25 protein-coding genes are annotated in these 22,903 nt (G+C 68.9%); 17 read left to right on the plus strand and 8 right to left on the minus strand.

Annotated elements, in window-relative coordinates; translation table 11 throughout:
- A partial coding sequence (locus tag NA4_RS06070; protein WP_245671139.1) for an amidase family protein occupies window positions 1-898 on the plus strand: 898 nt, incomplete at its 5' end.
- Window positions 899-983: 85 nt separating this feature from the next.
- Entirely contained in the window at window positions 984-1,469 is a 486-nt protein-coding gene (locus NA4_RS06075; protein ID WP_373862761.1) for an Lrp/AsnC family transcriptional regulator, read from the plus strand.
- A 36-nt stretch (window positions 1,470-1,505) separates the two neighbouring features.
- On the opposite strand, the gene ald is transcribed toward NA4_RS06075, so the two are convergent.
- The 3 genes from ald to NA4_RS06090 form a co-directional block, all read right to left on the minus strand.
- Window positions 1,506-2,612: an alanine dehydrogenase gene (ald, locus tag NA4_RS06080; protein WP_067465406.1), complete on the minus strand. Its 1,107-nt coding sequence runs from the start codon at window positions 2,610-2,612 to the stop codon at window positions 1,506-1,508.
- Between the two features lie 202 nt (window positions 2,613-2,814).
- Window positions 2,815-3,246 (minus strand): nitroreductase/quinone reductase family protein, encoded by a 432-nt coding sequence (locus NA4_RS06085; RefSeq protein WP_067465176.1) that lies wholly within the window; start codon window positions 3,244-3,246, stop codon window positions 2,815-2,817.
- A 78-nt stretch (window positions 3,247-3,324) separates the two neighbouring features.
- The gene (locus NA4_RS06090; RefSeq protein WP_067465409.1) at window positions 3,325-3,732 is read right to left on the minus strand and encodes a TIGR03668 family PPOX class F420-dependent oxidoreductase; all 408 of its coding nucleotides are present in this window, start codon (window positions 3,730-3,732) and stop codon (window positions 3,325-3,327) included.
- Between the two features lie 173 nt (window positions 3,733-3,905).
- On the opposite strand from NA4_RS06090, the gene NA4_RS06095 reads away from it, so the two are divergent.
- From NA4_RS06095 to NA4_RS06140, 10 genes are all read left to right on the plus strand, one after another.
- On the plus strand, window positions 3,906-4,322 hold the full coding sequence (locus NA4_RS06095) for a hypothetical protein (protein WP_157128836.1): 417 nt from the start codon (window positions 3,906-3,908) through the stop codon (window positions 4,320-4,322).
- Between the two features lie 762 nt (window positions 4,323-5,084).
- Complete coding sequence (locus tag NA4_RS06100; RefSeq protein WP_067465180.1) at window positions 5,085-6,410, plus strand: sensor histidine kinase; 1,326 nt, start codon at window positions 5,085-5,087, stop codon at window positions 6,408-6,410.
- Window positions 6,407-6,823, plus strand: coding sequence for a roadblock/LC7 domain-containing protein (locus NA4_RS06105; RefSeq protein WP_067465181.1), 417 nt, complete (start codon window positions 6,407-6,409; stop codon window positions 6,821-6,823). Before NA4_RS06100 ends, NA4_RS06105 begins: the two co-directional genes overlap by 4 nt.
- Window positions 6,820-7,185 (plus strand): DUF742 domain-containing protein, encoded by a 366-nt coding sequence (locus NA4_RS06110; RefSeq protein ID WP_067465184.1) that lies wholly within the window; start codon window positions 6,820-6,822, stop codon window positions 7,183-7,185. Before NA4_RS06105 ends, NA4_RS06110 begins: the two co-directional genes overlap by 4 nt.
- Window positions 7,166-7,804, plus strand: coding sequence for a GTP-binding protein (locus NA4_RS06115; RefSeq protein ID WP_067465187.1), 639 nt, complete (start codon window positions 7,166-7,168; stop codon window positions 7,802-7,804). The genes NA4_RS06110 and NA4_RS06115 overlap by 20 nt, the downstream gene beginning before the upstream one ends.
- Window positions 7,801-9,078 (plus strand): cytochrome P450 family protein, encoded by a 1,278-nt coding sequence (locus NA4_RS06120; protein WP_067465190.1) that lies wholly within the window; start codon window positions 7,801-7,803, stop codon window positions 9,076-9,078. Before NA4_RS06115 ends, NA4_RS06120 begins: the two co-directional genes overlap by 4 nt.
- Window positions 9,075-10,310 (plus strand): cytochrome P450 family protein, encoded by a 1,236-nt coding sequence (locus tag NA4_RS06125; RefSeq protein ID WP_067465193.1) that lies wholly within the window; start codon window positions 9,075-9,077, stop codon window positions 10,308-10,310. Before NA4_RS06120 ends, NA4_RS06125 begins: the two co-directional genes overlap by 4 nt.
- A gap of 27 nt (window positions 10,311-10,337) precedes the next feature.
- Window positions 10,338-11,192, plus strand: coding sequence for a helix-turn-helix transcriptional regulator (locus NA4_RS06130; RefSeq protein ID WP_067465196.1), 855 nt, complete (start codon window positions 10,338-10,340; stop codon window positions 11,190-11,192).
- A gap of 75 nt (window positions 11,193-11,267) precedes the next feature.
- Window positions 11,268-12,035 carry a glucose 1-dehydrogenase gene (locus NA4_RS06135; RefSeq protein WP_067465199.1) on the plus strand — a complete coding sequence of 256 codons (768 nt, stop codon included), beginning with the start codon at window positions 11,268-11,270 and terminating at the stop codon, window positions 12,033-12,035.
- A gap of 54 nt (window positions 12,036-12,089) precedes the next feature.
- Window positions 12,090-12,488 carry an NUDIX hydrolase gene (locus NA4_RS06140; protein ID WP_067465202.1) on the plus strand — a complete coding sequence of 133 codons (399 nt, stop codon included), beginning with the start codon at window positions 12,090-12,092 and terminating at the stop codon, window positions 12,486-12,488.
- 8 nt (window positions 12,489-12,496) lie between these two features.
- Here the strand turns inward: NA4_RS06140 and NA4_RS06145 are convergent, their stop codons facing one another.
- The gene (locus tag NA4_RS06145) at window positions 12,497-13,072 is read right to left on the minus strand and encodes a potassium channel family protein (protein WP_067465204.1); all 576 of its coding nucleotides are present in this window, start codon (window positions 13,070-13,072) and stop codon (window positions 12,497-12,499) included.
- 332 nt (window positions 13,073-13,404) lie between these two features.
- Between NA4_RS06145 and NA4_RS06150 the strand changes: the two genes are divergently transcribed.
- The 4 genes from NA4_RS06150 to NA4_RS06165 all read left to right on the plus strand — a co-directional run bounded on the left by NA4_RS06150 (window position 13,405) and on the right by NA4_RS06165 (window position 15,542).
- Window positions 13,405-13,890 carry an OmpA family protein gene (locus tag NA4_RS06150; protein ID WP_169810985.1) on the plus strand — a complete coding sequence of 162 codons (486 nt, stop codon included), beginning with the start codon at window positions 13,405-13,407 and terminating at the stop codon, window positions 13,888-13,890.
- Window positions 13,891-13,930: 40 nt separating this feature from the next.
- The gene (locus tag NA4_RS06155) at window positions 13,931-14,494 is read left to right on the plus strand and encodes a TetR/AcrR family transcriptional regulator (RefSeq protein ID WP_067465207.1); all 564 of its coding nucleotides are present in this window, start codon (window positions 13,931-13,933) and stop codon (window positions 14,492-14,494) included.
- A 243-nt stretch (window positions 14,495-14,737) separates the two neighbouring features.
- Window positions 14,738-15,121 (plus strand): RNHCP domain-containing protein, encoded by a 384-nt coding sequence (locus NA4_RS06160; protein WP_067465414.1) that lies wholly within the window; start codon window positions 14,738-14,740, stop codon window positions 15,119-15,121.
- Between the two features lie 10 nt (window positions 15,122-15,131).
- Window positions 15,132-15,542 carry an RNHCP domain-containing protein gene (locus NA4_RS06165; protein ID WP_067465211.1) on the plus strand — a complete coding sequence of 137 codons (411 nt, stop codon included), beginning with the start codon at window positions 15,132-15,134 and terminating at the stop codon, window positions 15,540-15,542.
- Between the two features lie 125 nt (window positions 15,543-15,667).
- Here the strand turns inward: NA4_RS06165 and NA4_RS06170 are convergent, their stop codons facing one another.
- The 4 genes from NA4_RS06170 to NA4_RS06185 form a co-directional block, all read right to left on the minus strand.
- The gene (locus NA4_RS06170; protein WP_067465213.1) at window positions 15,668-16,936 is read right to left on the minus strand and encodes a cytochrome P450; all 1,269 of its coding nucleotides are present in this window, start codon (window positions 16,934-16,936) and stop codon (window positions 15,668-15,670) included.
- A gap of 60 nt (window positions 16,937-16,996) precedes the next feature.
- Entirely contained in the window at window positions 16,997-18,400 is a 1,404-nt protein-coding gene (locus NA4_RS06175; protein WP_067465215.1) for an FAD-dependent oxidoreductase, read from the minus strand.
- On the minus strand, window positions 18,397-19,620 hold the full coding sequence (locus NA4_RS06180) for a cytochrome P450 (protein ID WP_067465222.1): 1,224 nt from the start codon (window positions 19,618-19,620) through the stop codon (window positions 18,397-18,399). The genes NA4_RS06175 and NA4_RS06180 overlap by 4 nt, the downstream gene beginning before the upstream one ends.
- 139 nt (window positions 19,621-19,759) lie before the next feature.
- The gene (locus NA4_RS06185; protein ID WP_067465226.1) at window positions 19,760-20,992 is read right to left on the minus strand and encodes a cytochrome P450; all 1,233 of its coding nucleotides are present in this window, start codon (window positions 20,990-20,992) and stop codon (window positions 19,760-19,762) included.
- 237 nt (window positions 20,993-21,229) lie between these two features.
- On the opposite strand from NA4_RS06185, the gene NA4_RS06190 reads away from it, so the two are divergent.
- Window positions 21,230-22,885, plus strand: a complete 1,656-nt coding sequence (locus tag NA4_RS06190; RefSeq protein WP_067465229.1) for a fatty acyl-AMP ligase — start codon at window positions 21,230-21,232, stop codon at window positions 22,883-22,885.
- The last annotated feature ends 18 nt before the right edge of the window (window positions 22,886-22,903 follow it).

Genomic DNA, 22,903 nt, shown 5'->3' on the forward strand with positions numbered 1-22,903 from the left:
GGCGCTCGGCGGCGACGGCGGCGGATCGATCCGGATCCCGTCGGCGTGCTGCGGGTTGTTCGGACTCAAACCGCAGCGCGGGCGAGTGCCGCTCGCCCCGGACGAGCACCTGTGGTGGGCACTGGGTGTCGCCGGACCGCTCACCCGGAGTGTGCTGGACTCCGCCGTCATCTACGACGTCATCCGCGGCAGCACCGGCACCGAACGATTCCGGGCAGCCGACCCGGAGACGTCGTTCGAGGCGGCGGCCCGCACGCCCGCTCGACCGCTGCGCATCGGCTACAGCGTGAAATCCCCCATCCCGCTGGTGAAGCCCCACCCGTTGCATGTGCGGGCGGTCCTGGACACCGCGGAACTCCTTGCGGAGCTCGGTCATACGGTGCTGGAGATCAATCCGGGTTACCCGGACACGACACACGCCTTCTTTCCGCAGTTCTACGGCGGCGTGCGCGCCGAAATGTCCGAGGTGCACCATCCCGAGCTGCTCGAACGCCGCACCAGGCAGACGGTCGCGCTCGGCGCGTGGGCGCGCAGGCCCGTGGTCGAATGGGCGATCCGGCGTGGAGAGGTATTGACGCGCAAAGTCGATCGGATCTTCACCGAATGCGATCTACTGCTGATCCCCACCACGGCGATCCGCCCGCCGCTGCTCGGCGTGCTCGACGGCGCGAACACGGTGCGTGCCCAGCTGGCCTCCGTTCCGATGGTCGCCTACACCGCGGTGTGGAACGTGACCGGGCATCCGGCGGCCGCCGTGCCCGTTGGCGTCGGAGCGGACGGGCTGCCACTGTCGGTTCAGTTGGTCGCTCCCACGAACGGTGAGACGACGATTCTCCCGGTGGCGGCGCAACTGGAGCAGGCACGACCGCAGCCTCGCCCGGGCGCAGGAGCCAGGTAGCCGAAGGAGATTCATCGAGCGAGCTCGACCGGCGAACAAAATTCGGTACCGTCAAGGCATGCGGAAGACCGACTCGGTGGGCGCCATGGGCGGCTCCGGCCACCCCCCTTCCGGTGTCGCGCTCGACGACATCGACCGGATCCTGCTCGACCACCTCGCGCGGGACGGGCGGATGACGAACAACGCCCTCGCCGCCGCCGCGGGGATCGCGCCGTCCACCTGCCTGGGACGGGTGCGGGCGCTGGTGCAGCGCGGGGTCATTCGCGGCTTCCACGCCGACATCGACCCGGCGGCGCTCGGCCGCAGTCTGCAAGCCATGATCGCGGTACGCCTGCGCGCCAGCGCGCGCAGGCAACTGGCCGAGTTCGGCGAGCGCATGTCGGCGCTCGACGAGGTGCTCAACGTGTATTTCATCGCGGGCGCCGACGACTATCTCGTACACGTGGCCACCGCGAACACCGACGAGCTGCGCACCTTCGTGCTGAATCACCTCAGCGCGCATCCCGCGGTCGCCTCGACCGAGACCATCCTCATCTTCGAGCACATGCGCCCCCGGTCGGGTACCGACTGACGAGCGAGCATCTACCGGATAGTTCGGCAGCGGCCTTTACGCCGCAGTACTTTTCGCCGCGTAGCCGTGCGCCTGCGCCACCGTGGCCGACAGCAGCACGCCGCGGTCGGTGCTCAGCCCTGCGGCGAGTCCGGGATCGGCGGCCAGCGCGCCGCGCCATCCCCGGTCCGCGAGCGAAACGACATGCGGGAGAGTCGCATTGGTCAGCGCCACGGTGGAGGTGTTGGGCACCGCGCCGGGCATGTTGGCCACGCAGTAGAACACCGAATCGTGCACCTGGTAGGTCGGCTCGGCATGTGTGGTCGGCCGCGAGTCCGCGAAGCAGCCGCCCTGGTCGATCGCGATATCGACCAGCACGGAGCCCGGTTTCATCTGGGCGACCAACTCGTTGGACACCAGCGTCGGCGCCTTCGCGCCCGGCACCAGCACGGCGCCGATCACCAAGTCCGCCTCCCGCACCGCGGTCTGCACCTCCAGTTTGTTCGACATGATGGTGCGCACCCCGCCGCGATACTGCGCATCGATCTCGCGCAGCCGGGCGATGTTCAGATCCAGCACGGTGACCTCGGCGCGCATGCCGTGCGCCACCGCGATCGCGTTGCCGCCCGCGACGCCGGCGCCGAGCACGACGACCTGCGCGGGCCGCACACCCGGCACGCCGCCCATCAGCACACCGCGTCCATCGGCACTGCGCATCAGGTGGTAGGCGCCCGCCTGCGCGGCCAACCGTCCCGCGACCTCGCTCATCGGCGCCAGCAGCGGCAGCGAGCCGTCGCTGCCGGTCACCGTCTCGTAGGCGATCGCGGTGGTACCGGAAGCGAGCAGCGCGTCGGTGCACTCCTTCGACGCGGCCAAATGCAGATAGGTGAACAGCACTTGGTCCGCGCGCAGGCGCCGGTATTCCTCGGCCACCGGTTCCTTCACCTTGAGCACCAGTTCGGCGGTCTCCCACACCTCGTCGGCGCTGTCGAGCACGCGCGCGCCCGCGACCGTGTAGGCCTCGTCCGGGAAGGCCGAACCCTGGCCGGCGCCCGCCTCGAGGTACACGTCATGGCCGCGTGAGACGAGTTCGTGCACGCCCGCGGGCGTGCACGCGACGCGGTACTCGTGGTTCTTGATCTCGCGGGGGATTCCGATTCGCACCTGCACTCCTGATCGTCGATGGACGGGTGTCGGCGACGCACGGGAGTGCGATCACCGCTTGTCAGGAGTATGAATATTCTGCAAGATCAGCGCTATATTTCTGAATATAATTCTCGAATAGGTGCGATACACGTTCGAATCAACGAATTCAGACCGCTCTACCAGCCACCGTCCGCAATATCTTCGGACCGGGCGCCTGGCCTCAGCCCTTCGGCGCCACCAAGATGAGCGGAATCTCCCGTGTGGTCTTCTTCTGGTAATCGCCGTACGTCGAGAACGCGTCGACGACCTTCGGCCACAGCACTGCCCGCTCCTCCGCCGTCGCCACCCGAGCGGTCATCGGAACCTGCGGGCCGCTGCGCACGGACACGACGACGTCCGGGTTGTCGCGCAGGTTCAGGAACCACGCGGGATGCACAGGGTCGCCACCACGCGAGGCGACGAGGACATAGGTGTCGCCATCCACGATCGGCGCGGTGAGCATGACCGCGTGCGGACGTCCGGATTTGCGGCCGATGGTGGTGAGCTCGAGCGACGGCATACCCGAGAACTCGTTGCCGAACTTCCCGAAGCTGATCTTCAGCAGGGCGCGATGCACCGCATTCATGGCCTTCAACTGGAAATTCGAGGGCATGTGATCCTCACAGTCTTCTCTTCGGATGGCTCGGCGCGACGGCTACGTCAGCGGCGATTCGGACTGTACCCGAGGCGATCACCGCGCAGACCACCCCGACCACCGCGTCACCTCGATGGCGATCACCGGTCCCGGCGGCGGCTGATCCTGGTAGTCGGGATAGCGGGCGGCCAACCGGCGCTTCGCCACGTCGGCCTCGGCGGTGTCCGCGATGCGGGCGTCTCCGTCGGCGCGCGCCCACCACAGCCGGCTCCAGTCGTCGCTGTAGTGATCGACGAGCACGGTCACCGCGGGATTCGCCGCGATATTGGCCAGCCGGCGCAGCGCCGTCGTAGTCTTGGGCTTCGCGTCGACGCTGGTGTAGATCCGGTCGCCGACGACGACGAACACGATCGGCACCAGATGCGGGCGGGCCGCCGCCGAAACGGTCGCCAACCGCGCGACGGGACTTGCCGCGAATCGCTCGCGCGCCTCCTCGGAACTCAGCCGCACACACGCCTCCTCGATGTCGGCGAACCCGCTAATCGGGGATCGAGTCCGTTCCGCCCCCTATGCATACGGACATTTGCCGTGAAATCCCGGCGATCGTCCACTCCCACGCTACGGTCGAGTCAATGTTTGACCCGTCAACAGGCGTTGTCGCCAGAAGGAAGGCGGTAGTGGACATCGATATCACAACGAGGCTGAACCTAGCGTTCGAGATGTGGGAACGCGCGAACGGGCGCCCGCTGGCCGACGAGACGGTCGCGTCATGGTTGACCGCCGCCGGGTACGACCTGGCGCCCGGCTACCTGGGGCAGGTGCGGCGCGGGCAAGCCAGCACGCTTCCCGAGCAGGCCCGTGCGGGCCTGGCCCACGTGTTCGGTCTCGACCCCAATTACTTCGGCTTCGACCCAGGGCCCGGCCAGGCCGAGGACGCGGAAGTTCTCGCCCATCTGGACAATTCGGCCCTGCGCCGCCTCGGACAGGCCGTGGACGGCGTTTCCCTGCGCACGCTGCTCTACTTGGAGTCGGTCGCGGACGTCCTCCGCCGAGCCGACGGCCTGCCCCCGACCGAGCAAACCGCACAACTCTGATCGACCAGAAGCAGCGGCTCGGATCGGCCCCCGGCTCGGGCAGCCCGGTGGGCCGATTTCACTGCCGACCACCCGGCGCCACGTCTGCGCCTTCCGGAGGCCGCCGAACCCGCCACGCCGCGGCGTCCGAGCCACGGAGCACGTCGCCCGTGTCCGACACAGATGGTCTCGACATCCAATTCCGATAGCCTGATCGCCGCCGTGCTCGACGGCGGTGCACTGACGTGCGTTGAACACGCCTCGGACGTTGGCCGCCGCGTCGCTGGTGCATAGCACCCGAGACACACGACACCGGGACACCACGAACAAATAATCTAAAAATCAAGTACCGCAAAACTAATACAGGCGTCTGGACAAATCCGGCATCGTCGCAATAGTGAATTTCGAGCAAACGGCAATCGAACAATTCGCCGCCCGAACACGCTGGGCCATGGCAGTTTTCGGCCATCGAGCGAGGCGGCGGAGCATCTTCGCCGCATGCGGAATATCCGCCGTGGCAGGTTCGGCCGCATTCCTTTCGAGTGGCGCCGCGCTGATCGTCCCGCTATGCTCAGGCCCGCAAGGTTCGAAACTGCTTGCTGGGCTGTGGATTTCGGCTGCCCGGGCACGCAGAAGGGGGTCAGGGGACGATTTCCCCTCGACGGCGCGAATGCGGAAGTACGGAACTTGTCACAGTTATTGGAACCGGCCCGAAGCGAACACGGTGAAAGCGCTGTCCGGCGCGCGAAAGCGCCGTACGCGACATTCGTATCCTGCGTAGCCGTGAGCGCGTCCGGCGTGGCAGCGGCGGTGTACTACGCACCCGCCGAATTCCGGGTATCGCTGGCGGTAGGCGCCATCGCCGCGGCGATCATCCTGTGCGCCGCCGTCACCGCGGCGGTCCATTTCCGGCAGGAAGCCGTCCGCGCCCGGCGGGATGCCGCCCAGGCCCGGAAGGTCAGCGCGCTCGCCGTCGCCGACGCCGACGCCAGGATCACCGCCACCAACGACGCCGCGGCCGAGCACGCCGCACGGTCGAAGCGCAGCGACAGCCGTCGCGCCGCGGCGATGGCGGCTTTCGCGGGAGCGGCAGGCCGCATGCAGGCGATGACCACCGGCATGCTCGCGGAACTACGCGAGATGGAGCACCGGCACGGTGATCCGGCCGTGCTCGCCGACCTGCTGCACCTCGATCACCGCACCGCCCAGGCGGGGCGGCTGGCCGACAGCATCGCCGTACTCAGCGGCGCGCGATCCGGACGCAGGTGGGCCAAACCGATTGCGATGGAATCGATTCTGCGCGGCGCGATGGGCCGAGTCGCGGGCTATCAGCGCGTGCGATTGCGTGCCGTCGCCGATATCGCGGTTTCCGGCCACGCCGCCGAGGGCGTCATGCACGCACTGGCGGAGCTGCTGGACAACGCGTGCAACTTCTCCCCGCCCACAACGGAGGTACATGTCTATGCCGCCGAGGTCCCCGCGGGCGTCGTGATCACGATCGAAGACAGCGGGTTGGTCATGAGCGAATCGGCGCTGCGCCGCGCCGAGACAGCCGTATCGACCACGGGCCGGGACGGCGCCGGACCCGGTTCCGGGGTCGACCTGTCCTCGCTCACCGGGACCAGGCTCGGCCTCGCGGTGGTGGGCAATCTCGCGCGCAAGCACGGCCTGACCGTGTCCTACCGTCCTTCCGCCATCGGCGGCACGGCGGTGGTCGTGGTGGTCCCCCGGGAACTCACCACCCGGGTGGAACGGCCCCAGCCGTCCACCATCACCGGCACGCTACCCGTCACTCGGGAGCCCGCCCACACCACCGCGCGGCCACCGCGGACGCCCAACGAGCCCGCGCAGGCCGGTACCTTGCACACGTCCACTGCAGCCGAACCCCCCTCCGCCGGCACCGTCCCTGCGCTTCCCAAGCGACGCCGCGGCAGCACCCTGGCCGCCGTTCACCCCGACGGATTGTCCGCGCCGGAGCCCGCCGCGCCGACGCCTCCCGCGTCGCGGCCCGACTCCCTCGGTGCGTTCCAGCGCGCGGTGACCAAGCGGCCCGACGGCGCCGCCATCCCTTCCCCCGCCCCTTCCGTCACCGTGGAGAACGAACGATGACAACCTCCGAGCCCGCCCAGCTGAGCTGGCTGCTGGAACAGCTGCTGACCCGCACACCGCGCACCAGGCACGCCCTGCTGCTGTCGAGCGACGGGTTGAAGATCTGCCACACACCCGAACTCACTGTGGACCAAGCCGACCAGCTCGCCGCCATCGCCGCCGGTATCCAAAGTCTCTCGCACGGCGCGTCGGTGGAGTTCGGCGACGGCCGCGCCGGCGTGCGCCAATCGATGACCGAGTTCTACGGCGGCATCCTGTTCATCGTCGAGGCCGGGCTGGGCGCCCACATCGCGGTCGTCGCCGCGGAGGACGCCGACGCCGGGCTGGTCGGGCACAACATGCGCGAGCTGGTGGAGCAGCTCAGCGAGCATTTGGCGGCCGCGCCGCGCTTCCGGGGAGCGAGCGTGTCGTGACCAGGCCAGGCCGGGACGACGACCCCGATCGGCTCTACACCCTGACCGGCGGACGCAGCAAACCGGACGTGGACACCTTCGATCTGGTCACGCTGGTGGTCAGCGAGTGCGATCCGGCACCGGGCATGCAGTCCGAGCATGTGGCGATCCTGGACATGTGCCGCGCTCCGACCGCCGTCGTGGAAATCGCCGCGGAACTGCGTATTCCGGTCGGCATCACGACGATCCTGCTCTCCGACCTGCTGCACGCCGGAAAGATCACCGTGCGTCCACCGCGGACCGGCCTTCCCGGCGCGCCATGGCACTCCCTACCGGACACCACCACCCTCGAGAAGGTGCTCGTTGGACTCCGCAAACTCTGATCCGCGCCCCGCCCGCGCCGACGCGCCCCTGCACCGCGCGACCAGGCAGGGACTGAAGGTTGTCATCGTCGGCGGCTTCGGCGTCGGCAAAACCACGATGGTCCGGGCGGTCAGCGAAATCCGTCCCCTCGACACCGAGGCGATCATGACCGACGAGGGCCTCGGCGTCGACGACCCGAGCGGCGCGCCGGGCAAATCGACGACAACCGTCGCCTTCGACTTCGGGCGGATCACCATCGACAGCGAGCACGTGCTGTATCTGTTCGGCGCACCGGGACAGCAACGGTTCCGGTTTCTCTGGGATCGCCTGTTCGCCGGCGCGCTCGGCGCGATCGTGCTGGTGGACCCGCGCCGGATCGCCGACTCCTGGTACGCCATCGACCGCCTGGAACACCAGCGGACGCCGTTCATCGTCGCCTGCAACGACTTCGGCGGCGGGCATCGGCCCGAGCAGGTCCGCGACGCCCTCGATCTGGACCGGCACGTGCCGCTCGTCGACTGCGACGCCAGATCCCGCTCGTCCGGCAAGGGAGTGCTCATCACCCTCGTCGAGCATCTCTCCGCCCTCGCCCCGACGCCGCGGCACACCCTGCTCCCGACTCCGGAGGCCGCGTCATGACCACGCCCGCACCGAGTTCCGCCCGCGGCTGCCCCGTGCACGCCGACCCCGCCGCGGTCGCGTTGAGCGGTCCGCGTTTTCACACCGACCCGCACCTGCTCTATCACGAGATGCGCCGCGAGCACGGCTCGGTTGTCGCCGTCGAGTTGCCCGGTGGCGTACCCGCCTGGCTGGTCATCGGTTATCGCGAACTACACCAGGTGACCAGCGATCCGGAGCTGTTTCCGCGCGACGTCGGCTTGTGGAACCAGTGGCCGAACATCCCCGCGGACTGGCCTCTGCTCCCCATGGTCGGACAACCGATGCCGTCGATCTACTTCACTGCGGGCGCGGAGCACCGTAGACACCTGGCCATGGTGGAACCCGCCCTGGAAACGGTCGATACTTTCGAACTGCGGCGTACCTGTGAGGAATTGGCCGACCGTCTGATCGACACGTTCTGCGGACGCGGCGAAGCGGAGCTGGTCGCCGATTTCGCCGAGCCGCTGCCGGTGCTGTCGCTGGCGCGAATCCTCGGCTTCCCGGACGAAGACGGGCCGCGGCTGGCGTGGACGATGAAGACGCTCGCCGACGGCGGGGCCGACGCCCAGGCCGCGCATCAGCAATTCGCCGAGCGCATGCAGCACCTGCTCGCCGCCAAGAAGGCCGAGCGCGGCCCCGATCTGGTCTCCCGCATGCTGGCCCATCCCGGCCCGTTCACGGATCAGGAATACGTCCTCGACCTGATGGCGATCACCGCCGCGGGCCATCTGCCCACCGCCGACTGGATCGGGAACTCGGTACGGCTGATGCTCACCGACGATCGGTTCGCCGCGGCGCTGGGCGGCGGGCGGCACAGCGTGGGGCAGGCGATGAATGAAGTGCTGTGGGAGGACACGCCGACGCAGATCCTCGCCGGGCGCTGGGCCGCGCGCGATACCCGGCTCGGCGACAAGCTCATCCGGTCCGGGGACATGCTGTTGCTCGGCCTGGCCGCCGCGAATGCCGACCCGCACGTGCGCCAGCACGTCTCCGACGGCGCCGAGCCGGCCCACGCGGGCAACAGCGCGCACTTCGCCTTCAGCTACGGCGAATACCGCTGTCCTTTCCCCGCCCAGCAGATCGCCGAGGTCATCGCACGCACCGGTATCGAGGTCCTGCTCGACCGGCTGCCCGACCTCGACTTGGCGGTGCCCGCCCAGACCCTGGTCCGGCGACCGTCGGCCTTCCTGCGCGGAATGACGTCCCTACCCGTTCGCTTCACACCCGTTCGCGCCGTCGGAGGTACCCCGTGACTCGAGAATGCCCGCACGCAGCGACCCTCGCCATCGATCCCATGGTCGGCGACCTCGCCGGGGAGACCGACCGCCTGCGCGCCGCGGGTCCGCTCACCCGGATCGACCTGCTCGGCGTGCCTGCCTGGACGGTAACCAGCCACGCGCTGGCCAGGCAGCTGCTCGTGGACACCAGGCTGGTCAAGGACATCAACGCCTGGTCGCTGTGGCAGACCGGCGTGGTGACCAGGCAGTGGCCGCTGATCGGCATGATCGACGCGGGCCGTTCGATGTTCACCGTGGACGGCGCCGAGCACCGCAGACTCCGGATCAAGACCACCCAGGCGCTCACCAAACGACGTCTGGACGCGCTGCGCCCTGCCATCGAACGGATGACCGCCGAGCTGCTGGACGATCTCGAGCAGGCCGGGCAGGACGGGGCGGTGGTCGATCTGAAGACGGTGTTCGCCTATCCCCTGCCGATGCGGGTGATCAGCGAGCTGATGGGTGTGGACCGCGCCGACCATCCGATGCTGCTCGCCTGGTACAAGGCGTTCTTCTCGCTGCTGACACCGCAGGACGAGCGGCTACGTGTGATCGACGAGATGGACCGGTATTTCACCGACCTGGTGCGCAAGAAGACCGTTGCCCCGACCGACGACCTGACCAGCGCCTTCATCGTCGGCACCGACGAGACCGAACCGCTGACCGAGGAAGAAGTGGTGGGCAACCTGAAGGCGCTCGTCGCCGCCGGGCACGAAACCACGATCGGCCTCATCCTCAATACAGTGCGCGCCCTGCTGGGCCGCCCCGACCAGTTGCGCGCCATCCGCGGCGGCGAGTTCACCTGGGACGCCGCAGTGGAGGAAACACTGCGCTGGGACAGTCCGGTGACGCACCTGCTGATGCGCTTCGCCACCGAGGACATCACCGTCGGCGACACCGTGATCGAGCAAGGCGAGGGCGTGGTGATGTCCTACCGTGCGATCGGGCGCGACACCGCCGTGCACGGCGCCGATGCCGACGACTTCGACATCACCCGCCCCACGGCCAACCGGCACATGGCCTTCGGCCACGGCCCGCACATCTGCCCCGGCGCGGCCCTGGCCCGCCTGGAAGCGGGAATCGCCCTGCCCGCCTTGTTCGCTCGCTTCCCCGACCTACACTTGGCCGTACCGGCCGAGGAAATCCGCAACCTCCCGGTACTCACACAAAACGACCTCGAAGCGCTCCCGATGCATCTCGGGAACTGATCCCAGCGCCCAATTGTTACCGTGCATATGGCCCGCGAATCCACTGCGGCAGCGCTGCACCGGCGCGCCGAACTCCGCGACTTCCTCCGCACCCGCCGAGCCCGCCTGACACCGGAGGACATCGGTCTTCCGGCGGCGGGGCGGCGGCAGACTCCCGGCCTGCGGCGCGAGGAAGTCGCGATGATCGCTGGAATCGGCGTGTCCTGGTACACCTGGCTCGAGCAGGGGCGCGACATCACCGTCTCGACCGAGGTGCTCGACGCGATCGGGACGGCGTTGCGGCTGACCGAGCCGGAGCGCGCGCACCTGTATCTGCTCGCCGGTCTCAACCCGCCGCAACCCGGCCCTGCGGGCGACGCCGAAGTCAGCCCGCAGCTGCGGCAGCTGCTCGACGCGTGGGGATCGCGGCCCGCGGTGCTGCGCGACCGCTACTGGAATCTGCTCGCGATCAACGACACGGCGCGCACGGTTTTCGGGCTCGACGACGCCGACCGCAATTGCCTGGTCTCGTTCTTCACCAATGCCAGATACCGCGGCATGCACACACAGTGGAACGCGATCGCGCCCGCGGTGGTCGCCGCGTTTCGCGCCGATGCGGCGCGCTGTCCCGGCGACCCGCGGTTGGGGCGGGTGGTCGATGAACTCAGTGCCGCCAGCCCCGAGTTCGCCGAGATGTGGGCCCGCCACGAGGTGAATGCCCCGGTCCAGGCCGTGAAAGCGGTGCGCCATCCGGACGCAGGTGACCTGTTCTTCGATACGACAACCCTTGCGGTGGCCGACCATCCGGACTGGTTCCTGGTGCTCTACAACCCGCAGCCCGGCACCGAAACCGCGGACCGAGTGGAAGGGCTGATGCGCATCCGGCTCGCCGCCCCGGTATGACCGCGGACTGGTGGTGCCACACCTAGGTGAACCGCACACTGTTCGCCCACCGCATCCTTCGGCACGCTGATTCCCATGACGCACAGCATTTCCCGATTCGACGGCAAGATCGCGCTCATCACCGGCGGCTCGAGCGGCATGGGTCTGGCCACCGCCCGACGATTGCTCGCCGAGGGCGCACAGGTGATCATCACCGGCAGGGACAAGACCCGGCTGGACGCCGCGGTCGAGCAACTCGGCGACGACCGCGTGCTGGCGATACCAGGCGACGCGGGCCGTCTCGCCGATCTCGACGCGCTCACCGCCGCCATCCGCGACCGGCACGGACGGCTGGACGTGGTGTTCGCCAACGCGGGCGTCGCCTCGTTCCAGCCGCACGGCGAGATCACCGAGGACGAATTCGACCGCGTCGTCGACATCAACTTCAAAGGCGTGTTCTTCACCATCCAGAAAACCCTGCCGCTGCTGTCCGAGCACGCGGCGATCGTCATCAACGCGTCGTGGACGCTGCACCGCGGTCTGCCCGGCGCCTCCCTGTACGCGGCGACCAAAGCGGCCGTGCACAACCTGGCCCACACCCTCGCCGCCGAATTGGCGCCCAAGGGAATTCGCGTCAACTCCGTGAGCCCCGGGTTCATCGAGACCGCGATGTTCCACGACAACGTCGATCCGGGAGCGCACACCGCGGTTGTCGCCGAGGTGGCCAGCGGTCGGCTCGGCACCGCGGAGGATGTCGCCGACGTGGTCGCCTTCCTCGCGTCCGGCGAGGCGTCCTACGTCAACGGGCAGGATCTGATCATCGACGGCGGACTGGTCGCGGCCGTGTCCCGCCCGATGATGTAGTCGCCCGCGAAATCCGGTTGCCGGCCGGTTCGGGCCGCTCAGTACAGTGGGCCGGTGATTCGCACCGCGGCGCTGGCCCACATCCGGGATCGCCGCCTGCTGCAGGCGCGCTCGGTCGGCAAGGACGTCTTCTACATGGCCGGCGGCAAGATCGACCCCGGGGAGACGCCCGAGGCGGCGTTGCATCGTGAAGTACGCGAGGAACTGGGCGTCGGCGTCGTGTCCTACGCCGAGCTCGGGGTATTCCACGCCGAGGCGTACGGGCACTCCCCCGGTACCCGGCTGCACATGACCTGCTTCACCGCCGAACTCGACGGCGAACCGCGACCGACCAGCGAGATCGCCGAGCTGCGCTACTTCACCGTGCGCGAGTACGCCGCCATGGACCAGGTCGCCCCCGGCTCGATGATGGTCTTCCGCAGACTGCACGAACTCGGCGCGGTCGACTGGTAGTCGCGCGCTCACTCCCCCGCCGCATCTCCAGCCCCGGATGGGTGCGATCGGTGCAGTTGCTCCCGACGGAACCGGACCGAGAGCACCAGCAGCCGGATCACGAGGCCGATCAGGACCAGATTGCCGAGCATCTGGGTGAGCACGACGGCCCGGGAGGTCTCCGACGTGGCCACGATGTCGCCGAATCCGACTGTGGTGAAAACCGTTACGCAGAAATAGAGGGCGTCGAGCCGCGTCAGCGGCTCGCTGAAGTCACCGGGAGCGGCATCGGAGAGGACCACGTAGACCGTGGCGTAGCCGACGAGGTAGAAGCCGAACGTCGCCGCCAGCGCCTGCAATGCCCGCGCGACGGGGTCGCCCGCACGCAGCACCTGCCGGATCTGCCAGGCGCCCACCGCGCACAGCGCCGCCAGACCGCACAGCAGAAGTACCAGCGTGGGCGTGCCTCTGATCCGGGTGAACGGCAGCCAGAAATACGCCAGCAGCAATGCGCTGATCGTGACGATCGGCGGCAGCAGTGCCCGGCGGAGCACCCGCCGCCGGCCTCCGGGCCGTCCGTTGAGCGAACCGTTCGCTGTCGACATAGCGGGTCTCCTCCGCATCGACGTCCCGGGTTCGAGCCGGTCGCCTCCTGGATCACAAGGAGCATGCCTACTGCCGGATCGACGGTACCGGCCAGCCACGCGAGGTAGATCACTTCCGGTGCCGAATTCCGGGCCCGACGGTGTTCAGGATATCGAGCGACTTCGAAACGACAGTCCGGGCGAGGCAACTATGCGAGGATCGGTGCACCGGCGTGATCGATCTACGTACGCGACCCACTATCAGGGTTCGATACCGCACATGTGCTGATCAATTCCAGATATCGCACTGAATGACGCAAACCGGAATTCTCCACCCGACCAGGAGTAGGCCGATGATATCCAGGAAAAGCGTCACCGGAATCGCCGCTACGGCGGTCGTACTGCTCATGACCGCGGCGTGCGGAAACGACAACGCCGCGCAGACGACCCCGACGACCGAACAGACGCACCCTATGCGCAGCGAGATCGCCACGACCGCGCGGAATGCGCTCCAAGACGCGGTCAACGCGGCGCTCGCCGCCGCGCCGATCAGCTTCGACAGCGGCAGCTCGGACCTCGGTGCGGGGGACGTCGCCACCATCAAAGCGGTCGCGGTTCCCTTGAAGGGCACCGACGCGAAAGTCGAGATCACGACCTACGCCGAGGACGCGAACCCCGCGACCGCCAAAGCCTTGGCCGAGGCCAGGGGCGACAACGTCGCGGCCGAACTCGAGTCCGAGGGCATCGACAAGGCGCGCATCAGTGTGCGGGCCGAGGCCAACCCGACCGGCGAGGACGTCCAGGTCGACGAGGCACAGATCAAGGTGGTCGCCGACTAGGTGCAGATCCGCCGTCGAGACCGTCGGCGATACTAGGGGCATGGGCGCCGTCACACGCACACCACGCAGCAACTGGATCGAGCAGGGCCTCGCGGCGCTCGCCGCGGGCGGCCCGGAGGCCGTGCGGATCGAGAGCCTGGCGGCGGCGCTCGGGGTGACCAAAGGCGGGTTCTACGGGCACTTCGCCGACCGAAACGCGCTGCTGGCCGAGATGCTCGATACCTGGGAACGCGAGACCACCGACGACGTCATCACCCAAGTGGAAAGCCAGGGCGGCGATGCGCGCGCGAAGATCCGGCGTGCGGGTTTGCTCACCTTTTCCGACGACCGGCTGCGCCCGATGGACCTCGCCGTCCGCGATTGGGCGCGGCGCGACCCCCGCGTCGCGGAGCGCCTGCGCCGTGTGGACAACCGGCGCATGGACTACTTACGCGAGCTGTTCGGCACCCTCTGCTCGGACCCCGACGAGGTCGAAGCCCGCAGCATGCTCGCCTTCTGCCTGGCGATCGGCAAGCACTTCCTCGCCGCCGATCACGGCGGCCACACCCGCGAGGAGGTCGTCGCACGCGCCGGGAGCCTTCTGCTCGACCTCCCGGCCGGGTAGCCACGAAAATTCGGTGGTGACGTCGCGGCGGCGGCGATAAGGTTGCGCGACCTCGCCAACACGAGGGTTTGCCGACGTGCGAAGGAGTGGTTTATGTCCCGGCGAGCGCCGAGCGCGCCTCACCGTGTGGATTCGAACGACCCGTCCGGCCACGCCTGACCCAGCCGACGCCGCAAGCGCTTGTCGAGGCGCGCTCGGTCTTCTCCTGCTGCAATGCACACTGCTCAGTTAGGAGTGATCCGGGTGTCGAGCAACACCTCTTCGTCCCATCGCGGTCCCAGCCCGTCGCTGCGGACCGATACCTTCACCTGCGTCCGCTGCGGGCTCGTCGTCGCGACGCTCGCGCCGGACGACAGCTGGCGCAACCACTGCCCGAGCTGCCTGAGTTCGCGGCACACCCACGACCACGTCGAGGGCGGTGCGTCCGACTGCGGTGCCCGCATGGCTCCGCTCTCGATCGCCGTACTGCGCACCGGCGAATGGGCCGTGGTGCACCGCTGCACACGCTGTCACGAGCTCGCGCTGCATCCCGTGTGCGGCGACGACAATCAGCTGATGCTGATGCGGATGGCCGTGCGCCCGCTGGCCGAGCCGCCGTTCCCGCTCGAAGTGTTCGGCGATCTGTAGGGGGTGCGTGATGCCGCGAAGGAAACCCGAGGTACGTCGCCCCCAGCGTCCCAAGCACGTATTGCACGGGCGCGGAGGCGAATCCGGCGACATGTTCCGCTGCGTCGAGTGCCGCAAGGAGGTCCCGGTCATCGCGCCGGGCACCGCGCACCGCAATCACTGTCCGCACTGCCTGGCCAGTAAGCACGTCGACCGGCGGGTGCCGGGCGACCGCGCCGAGTCCTGCCGCGGCCGGATGGCCGCGGTGAGCATGTCGGCACGGGACGACGGCGAATGGCTGCTGGTCCACCAGTGCCTGGCCTGCGGCTGCGTCCGAGCGAACCGCATCGCGGGCGACGACAACGCGGTGGCGCTGATGCGGATCGCGTTGCGCCCGCTGGCGGATCCGCGGATCGGCCGCCGGGTACTGCTGTCGTTGTGACCGACCGGTGAAACCCGCCCGGGCCGAGTTGTTTTCGGCCCGGGCGGGCACAGGACCGGGCGGCTACCTCGCCTCCGCTCTACCCGGCGCAGGGCTACAGACGGTCTCCGTTGAGCGGCACCCTGTTACGCGGCCGTGAAACGGGTCGGCAGTGCCGCCAAGCCGCGGATCACCACGTTGGGCTTGTAGGGCGGTGTGTCCGAAAGCAATTCGATGTCGCGGACCTTCTTCAGCAACACCTCCAGCAGCACTTCCATCTCGAGCAGCGCGAGCGGTGCGCCGAGGCAGTAGTGGATGCCGAGGCTGAAGCCGAGGTGCTTCTTGGCCGGGTTCATCGGGTCGGCGTAGCGGGCGACGTCGATACGGTCGGGATCGGTGTAGGCGGCTGCGTCGCGGTTGGCCGAATTGATCAGCACCACAACGCCTTCGCCCGGCTCGAAGTCGTGTCCGGCCAGGGTGATCGGGCGGGTTGCTGCGCGCGTGGTGATCTGCACCGACGGCTCGAGGCGCAAGAGTTCGTCGGGCGCCGACGCGGTCAGCTCCGGGCGTTTGCGCATCGCGTCGATCGCGCCGGGGTTGCGCATCAGCTGGAGCATGCCGGTGCCGATCAGATTGGCGGTGGTCTCGTGCCCGGCCACGAACGTGGTGATGCAGGTGGCCAGCAACTCCTGTTCGGTGAGCACGTCACCGCGATCCTCGACCTGCGACAGCGCGCTGAGCAGGTCGTCTTGCGGGTCGCCGCGGCGCTCGTTCAGCAACTCGCGGAAATACCCCATGAAGCCGCGCGAGGCCGCGCTGCGCGCCTTCAGCGCTTCCTCGGGCAGCGTGTAGTCGTGGTCGAAACCGCGGGCCAGATCCTGTGACCAGCCGTGCACCTGGTCGTAGGCGTCCGGCGGCACGCCGATCAGTTCGCAGGCGATGATCAGCGGCAGCGGGTAGGCGATCATCTCGACGAGGTCGAATTCCCCTGCCGCCAAGGCCTGGTCGACCAACTGCTCGGCGAGTTCGGCGATGCGCGGACGCAACCTGGTCACCATGCGCGGGGTGAAGCCTTTGGTCACCAGGTTGCGCAGCCGGGTGTGGTCCGGCGGCTCCATCCAGAGGAACGAGGTGGGCAGTTCCTCGGGCGCGTCCTCCGGCGACACCGTCGGATGCATCATGGCCGCTTCCTCGGCGTGACTCCATGCGGTGGTCGACAGCACGGCGGCGCAGTCGTCGTAGCGGGTGAGCAGGTAGTGACCGAGTGGCGTCCGGTGCAGTCTGCCGGCTTCGCGCAGCACCCGGGCGGGCGTATACGGATCGGGTCGGCCTTCGGGGCCGAAGAGCTGGGTCAGCGCTGTCTGGATGGCGGAATCCGGTTCCGCGACAGCAATATCCGCGGTTGACGAGTCCATGGTGGTCCCTTCTGTGCGGAGCACCGGCGCTGGCCGGTGCTGCCGGTCGTTCGGAATGCGTCAGTGATCGGAATGGATGCGGGAGCGCGGGCCCGATGACGGACCCGGCTCAGGAACAGGTCCGGGACTGGACGGGCGGATGCGCGGTGGCCAGTGCGCGGAACCGGTGCCGCGCAGCAGGACCCGACCCGCCAGCTGCGGGTGCAGCAGTGCCGCCGGCGGTTCGACCAGGTTCGCCACCCGCAGGAACGTTCGCGCTACCCGCGGGTCGACGTGCGCGGCGCGATGAACGCGGGCGAGGTAGACGTTGCCGAGCCGGGTCCGTACCGTGCGCGGTCCGGCCACGCCCGGATGCGCCAGGTCGGCCCCCACCGCCAGTTGCCACGCGACGTCGAGCACCTTGTCCGACGCCGCGTAGAACCGCGCGGGCAGACCGGGTCCGCCCCCACCCGTGCGCAGGCACTCGCGCAGCGCGATCGCCTGCTGGGCAGCGACAGCCATGCCCTGGGCATACAGCGGGTTGAAGCTGCACAGCGCGTCACCGAGCAGCAGGAATCCGTCCGGCACCGCCGCCCGGCGTGGGTAGCGCCTGCGCACCGGCGAGCGGAACCGGTGCGGCACCGCGTCGCCGAGCGGTTCGGAACTCCGGACGATGTCGTGAATATCCGGCGCGGCGAGTGCGGCGGCGAAGCGCACGAAACCGTCCGGATCGGTGGGCGGATGATCGCCCAGGATCCCGGCCAGGGTGACGTGCCAGCGATCGCCCTCCACCCGGATCGCGCCGCCGCCGCGTCCATCGGCCCCGGTGGAGATGATCACCGAGGACTGATCCTCCAGCTGTCCTTCGGTGCGCCGGTAGAACTGTGAGGCGTAGCCCAGATCCACCTCGATCCGCTGCTCGTCCGGCGGTTGAGCGCCGAGCGCGGTCAGCCAGACCGGAGCACGCGAACCGCGCCCGGAGGCGTCGACGACCAAATCCGTGGCGTATGTCTCCTCGCCCGATTCGCCGGACACCGCGACCGCGCGTACCCGGCGCCCGTCACCGATCAGACCGCGCGCGGTCCCGGTTCGCAGCCGAACGCTCGGCAGGGCCGAAATACGTTCGCGCAGCACCGATTCCAGTACCGGTCTGGTCGCGATCACGGATGTCAGCCCGGTCGAGGTCGGCGCGGCCCGCAGTCCGCCCACATACCACCGGGTGTCCACCAGCGCCTCGGCGATGGTCGCGCCGCGGGCCACCATGTCGGCGGTGAACCCAGGGAAGAGTTCCTCGAGGATGGTCCGGCCACGGTCCAGCAGCCCATGCAGATGCCGCGCCTGCGGCACGCCTTTGCGCATGCCGTGGATGTCGAACCCGTCGCGTTCGACCACGGTCACCTGTGCGAAGTGTTCCGCCAGTACCCGGGCCGTCAGCAGCCCGGCGACACCAGCGCCGATGACGACCGCCTGCCGCGTCTCGTTCACAGGGTCACCGGCAGGGACAGTATGCCGCGGTGGATCAGGCTGGGCCGGTACTCGATCGCGTCAGTCGCCAGGGCCAACTTCGGAGCGCGGGCCAGCAGCGCGCCCACCGCGGCCTCCGCCTCGATCCGCGCCAGCGGCGCACCCACGCAGTAGTGGATGCCCAGGCTGAAGCCGAGATGCTTTCGGGCCGGGCGGTTTCCGGCATAGCGTGTGACGTCGAAGGTATCCGCGTCCGGGTACACCCGCTCGTCCCTGCTGGCCGACGCCGTGAGCACCACGACGCCGTCGCCGCGGCGGAACTGGTGCTCGCCGACCGTGGTGTCAGCCAGGGCGACGCGGATGGTGAACTGGGTGGGCGCGTCGTAGCGCAGCATCTCGTCGAGCGCGGGCGCGATCAGCTCCGGGTTGTCCCGCAGCCGGGCGAGCTGATCCGGATTGCGCAGCACCGCGAGCATGCCGTTGCCGATCAGGTTGATCGAGGTCTCCATGCCCGCGACCAGCGTCAGCAGCGCCATGCCGATCACCTCCGGCTCGGCGAGCTGGTCGCCGTCCGCGCTCGCCGCGACCAGAGCGCTCAGCAGATCCGCGGTCGGATCGGCCTTCTTCTGCTGCACCAAGCGGGCGAAGTAGCCCATGCACTCCAGTGCCGCCGCGCCGCGCGCGGCCACGTCCTCCGGAGCGAGCAGCGAGTCCGGGTCGCTGCCGCGCGCGATGGCCAGCTGCCACTCCCGGAACTTCGCACCGTCGGCCGGGTCGGCGCCGAGCAACCGGACCGGGACCATCGCCACCGCCAGCGGCACGGCCAAATCGTTGAGCACATCCAGTTCGCCGCGCTCGAGGGCGGTGTCGATGATCTCCCGCACGACCTGTCCCGCCACGGGCACCAGCTCGGCCATCAGCCGTGGCGTGAAGGCCTTCGCCACCAGTTTGCGGTAGCGGCCGTGCTCGGGCGGGTCCATCCGGACGAACGAACCGGGGATCGCGGCCGTGGTGTCCCGGAACGGGCTGATGCCCGCCGCGTAGCCATGACCCCAGTCGGCGCCGGTCAGGATCGCGGCGCACTCCTCGTAGCGGGTGATCAAGGTGACCGGCACGTCGCCCAAGGCGTACGGGAACAGCGGCGCGGCCTCGCGCACGCGCCGGTACGCCGGATACGGGTCGGCGCGCTCGCTCGGGTCGAAAACATCGAAGGTCACACCGGTAGGCGTAACGGTGTTCATCGGGACTCCTGTCGCTTGCTGGACGCCCGCACCCGGTGGGCGCGATCATGCGCTCCGCACTGGTTCCTCAGCGCGGCTACTGTGCCTTGCCGGACATCCACGCCCGGTCGGCGCGACACAGCGGCCGCGTGGTCGCGCCTCATCGCGCCTCCATCCGGACACGAAGTCGCGACATGCCCCGCACAACCACATTCGGCCGGTACGGCGGATCCTCGAGCAGGGTCATGGACGCGACCCGATCGGCGATCGCCCGCAGCACGACCCGCATCTCCAGCCGGGCCAGGGGCGCGCCGAGGCAGTAGTGCAAGCCGAGTCCGAAAGACAAGTGCCGCTCGGCTTTTCGACCTCGCGCGTACCGCGCGACGTCGAATTCGTCGGCGTGCGGAAACGCCGACGGGTCGCGGTTGGCCGAGGCGAGCAGCACGATCACCGCGTCGCCCGGCGCGAAAGTGTGTCCGGAGATCGTGATCTCGTCATGCGCGGTGCGCGTAGTCAGGTGCACCGGCGCGTCGTAGCGCAGCACTTCGTCCACGGCGGGATCGGCCAGTTCCGGGCAGCCGCGCAGCCGTTCGAACTGGTCCGGATTGCGGATGAGCGCGAGTACGCCGTTGCCGATCAGGTTGACCGTGGTCTCGTGTCCCGCGACGACGAGGATCAGCAGCGTGCCGAGCAGTTCGGTGCGGGTAAGACGCGCGCCCGCGTCGTCGGCCTGCACCAGCGCGGTGATCAGGTCCGCGCGCGGGGCGCGGCGGCGCTGCTCCACGAGGTCACCGAAGAACTCGAGGAAGGCGTGGACGGCGGCGGTGCGCGCGTCCAACTCCGCCTGCGACAGCAGCACATCCGGGTCGAGGCCGCGCGCGATGCCGGTTGAAATCTGCCGCACGTGCTCGTGCGCCTCCGCGGGCACGCCGAGCAGTTCGCACACCATGGTCAGCGGCAGCGGGTAGGCCAGCGCGTCCAGCAGATCGACGTCGCGATCGGCGAGCACTTTCGCCATCAGGTCGTCCACCAGCTGTTCGGCACGTTCCCGCATGCCGCTGACGGTGCGTGCGGTGAACGCCTTGCTCACCAGTCCGCGCAGCCGGGTGTGCTCCGGCGGCTCCATCCAGAGGAACGACCCGGGCAGCTCGACATCGCTGTCGCCGTGCAGCAGTTCCGGTTCTTCGGCGTGGCTCCAGCGCGGATCCTGCATGATCGCTTGCGCCTCGTGATGGCGGGTGACCAGGTGGGTGTCATGCGGACCCGGCACGAAGGGGCCCGCTGCCCGCAGCACCTCGTAACTGCCGTACGGGTTGTGCCGCATGTGCGCAGCGACGCTCTCGACGACCGCCAGCTGAACCGGGGTCAATTCCTCTGCCGCGGAAGAACTCACCGGAAAACTCCTGAGTAGAAATGGACGCGGAATTCCGCAGCCGGGACGAGAAAGAAATTCCGCGTCCATGGTGGTGGGCTGCGGACACCCGGCGCGGCGGCTATTGCCCGTTCCTATCGCGCAATAGCCGAAATACCGTATCCGCCAGTGTGATCGAATGATCGGCATTCTTTATCGCAGACGTTAATTCATAACCAGTTCAAGGCATTGTCACAATCCGCTGTTGTTGTGGCAGACATGAATTCCGCGGAATCGGCCGCAACCCTGCACGGCCGCCTCGCCGAGATCGCCGCCGCCCATCCCGCGGTGGCGGCCACGTTCCGGTCGGTGTCGGAGACCGTGGACTACGCCGATCTGCACCGGCGGTCCCTGACGGTGGCGGGGGCACTGGTCCGCCGGGGTGTGCGGCGCGGGGAACCGGTGGGCATCCTCGCTCCGAACGCGCCCGAGTTCCTCACCAGCCTGTTCGGCGTCGCGGCGGCGGGTGGCGCGGCCACTCCCCTACCGCTGCCCACCGGCGCCCGGGCGACCAGCGGTTACCCACGGAAGCTGGCGACCATCACCGCAGCGGCGAGCATGCGCACCGTCCTGGTGTCGCATCGCTTCGCCGACCTGACCGCCGCGCTGCACGACGCGATGGACATCGAATTGATCGACACCACAACGCTTTCGGAGCACGAGACAGCAGATGTTCCACTTCCCGCACTCGGGGGCGGCGACTCGGCCATCGTGCAGTTCACCTCCGGTAGCACCGCGACACCCAAAGGCGTCCGCCTGACCCACCACAACGTGCTCAGCGGCCTCGCGGCGATCCGCACCGGCATTCGGCTGGGCCCGGACGATCAGGGCGGCTTCTGGCTGCCGCTGTTCCATGACATGGGCCTGTTCGGCACGCTCTCGGCGATCCTGCGCGGGATTCCCGCGCACGTGTGGTCACCGGTCGCGTTCGTCAAGGACCCGGCCCGCTGGCTCGCCGAATTCGCCGCCGGCGGCACGACCATCACCGCGATGCCCAATTTCGGCTACGAGGCGCTGCTGTCGGCCGTCCCGCCGGAGCGGGTACCCGACTACGACCTGAGCCGCTGGCGGATCGCGTTCAACGGATCGGAACCGATCTCCCGGGATGTGGTGCTCGCGTTCTGCGAGCGTTTCGCTCCCGCGGGATTCCGGCCGACGACGATGTTCGGCGTCTACGGCATGGCCGAAGCCACCTTGGCGGTCACCTTTCCCCCGCTCGGACGGAAACCTGTCTTCGAGTGGGTCGACCGCGCCGAGTTGTCCGATAACGCTGTGGCACAGCCAGTTTCGCCGGATTCGCCCGGCGCGCGGGCGATCGCGGGCGTGGGCGCGCCGGTACACCGACTGCGGTTGCGCGTCGTCACACCGGACGGCGACGGCGACCTGCCCGACGGCGCGGTCGGCGAGATCCTCATCCGGGGCGACGCGGTCACCGGCGGGTACCTGGCCGCCGACCCGTCGCGGGTCGCCGGGCTGTTCACCGACGGCTGGCTGCGCACCGGCGACCTCGGATATCTGCGCGACGGCGAGCTCTTCGTCACCGGCCGGTGCAAGGACATGATCACCGTCCGCGGCGTGAACTACTACGCACAGGACGTCGAAGCCGCCGTGCGCGACCTCGACGGCGTGTACAAGGGCCGGTGCACGGCGGCGATCGACCCCGACGGCGCGGACGTGATCGCGCTGATCGCCGAATCCGAGTGCACCGGAGCCGAAGCCGACGCCTTGGCGGAGGCGATCCGCGCCAGGATCTCCGCCGAACTCGGCCTGGCCGCCGTCGAGGTCCATCTCGTCGCGCCGCGCAGCATCCCCCGGACCAGCAGCGGCAAGCTCCAGCGGCTCGCCGCCCGCGACCTCATCACGCACCGCCGGTAACCCCGACCGAACTGGAGT

The sequence above is a fragment of the Nocardia amamiensis NBRC 102102 genome, assembly GCF_001612745.1.
Lineage (GTDB): Bacteria > Actinomycetota > Actinomycetes > Mycobacteriales > Mycobacteriaceae > Nocardia > Nocardia amamiensis.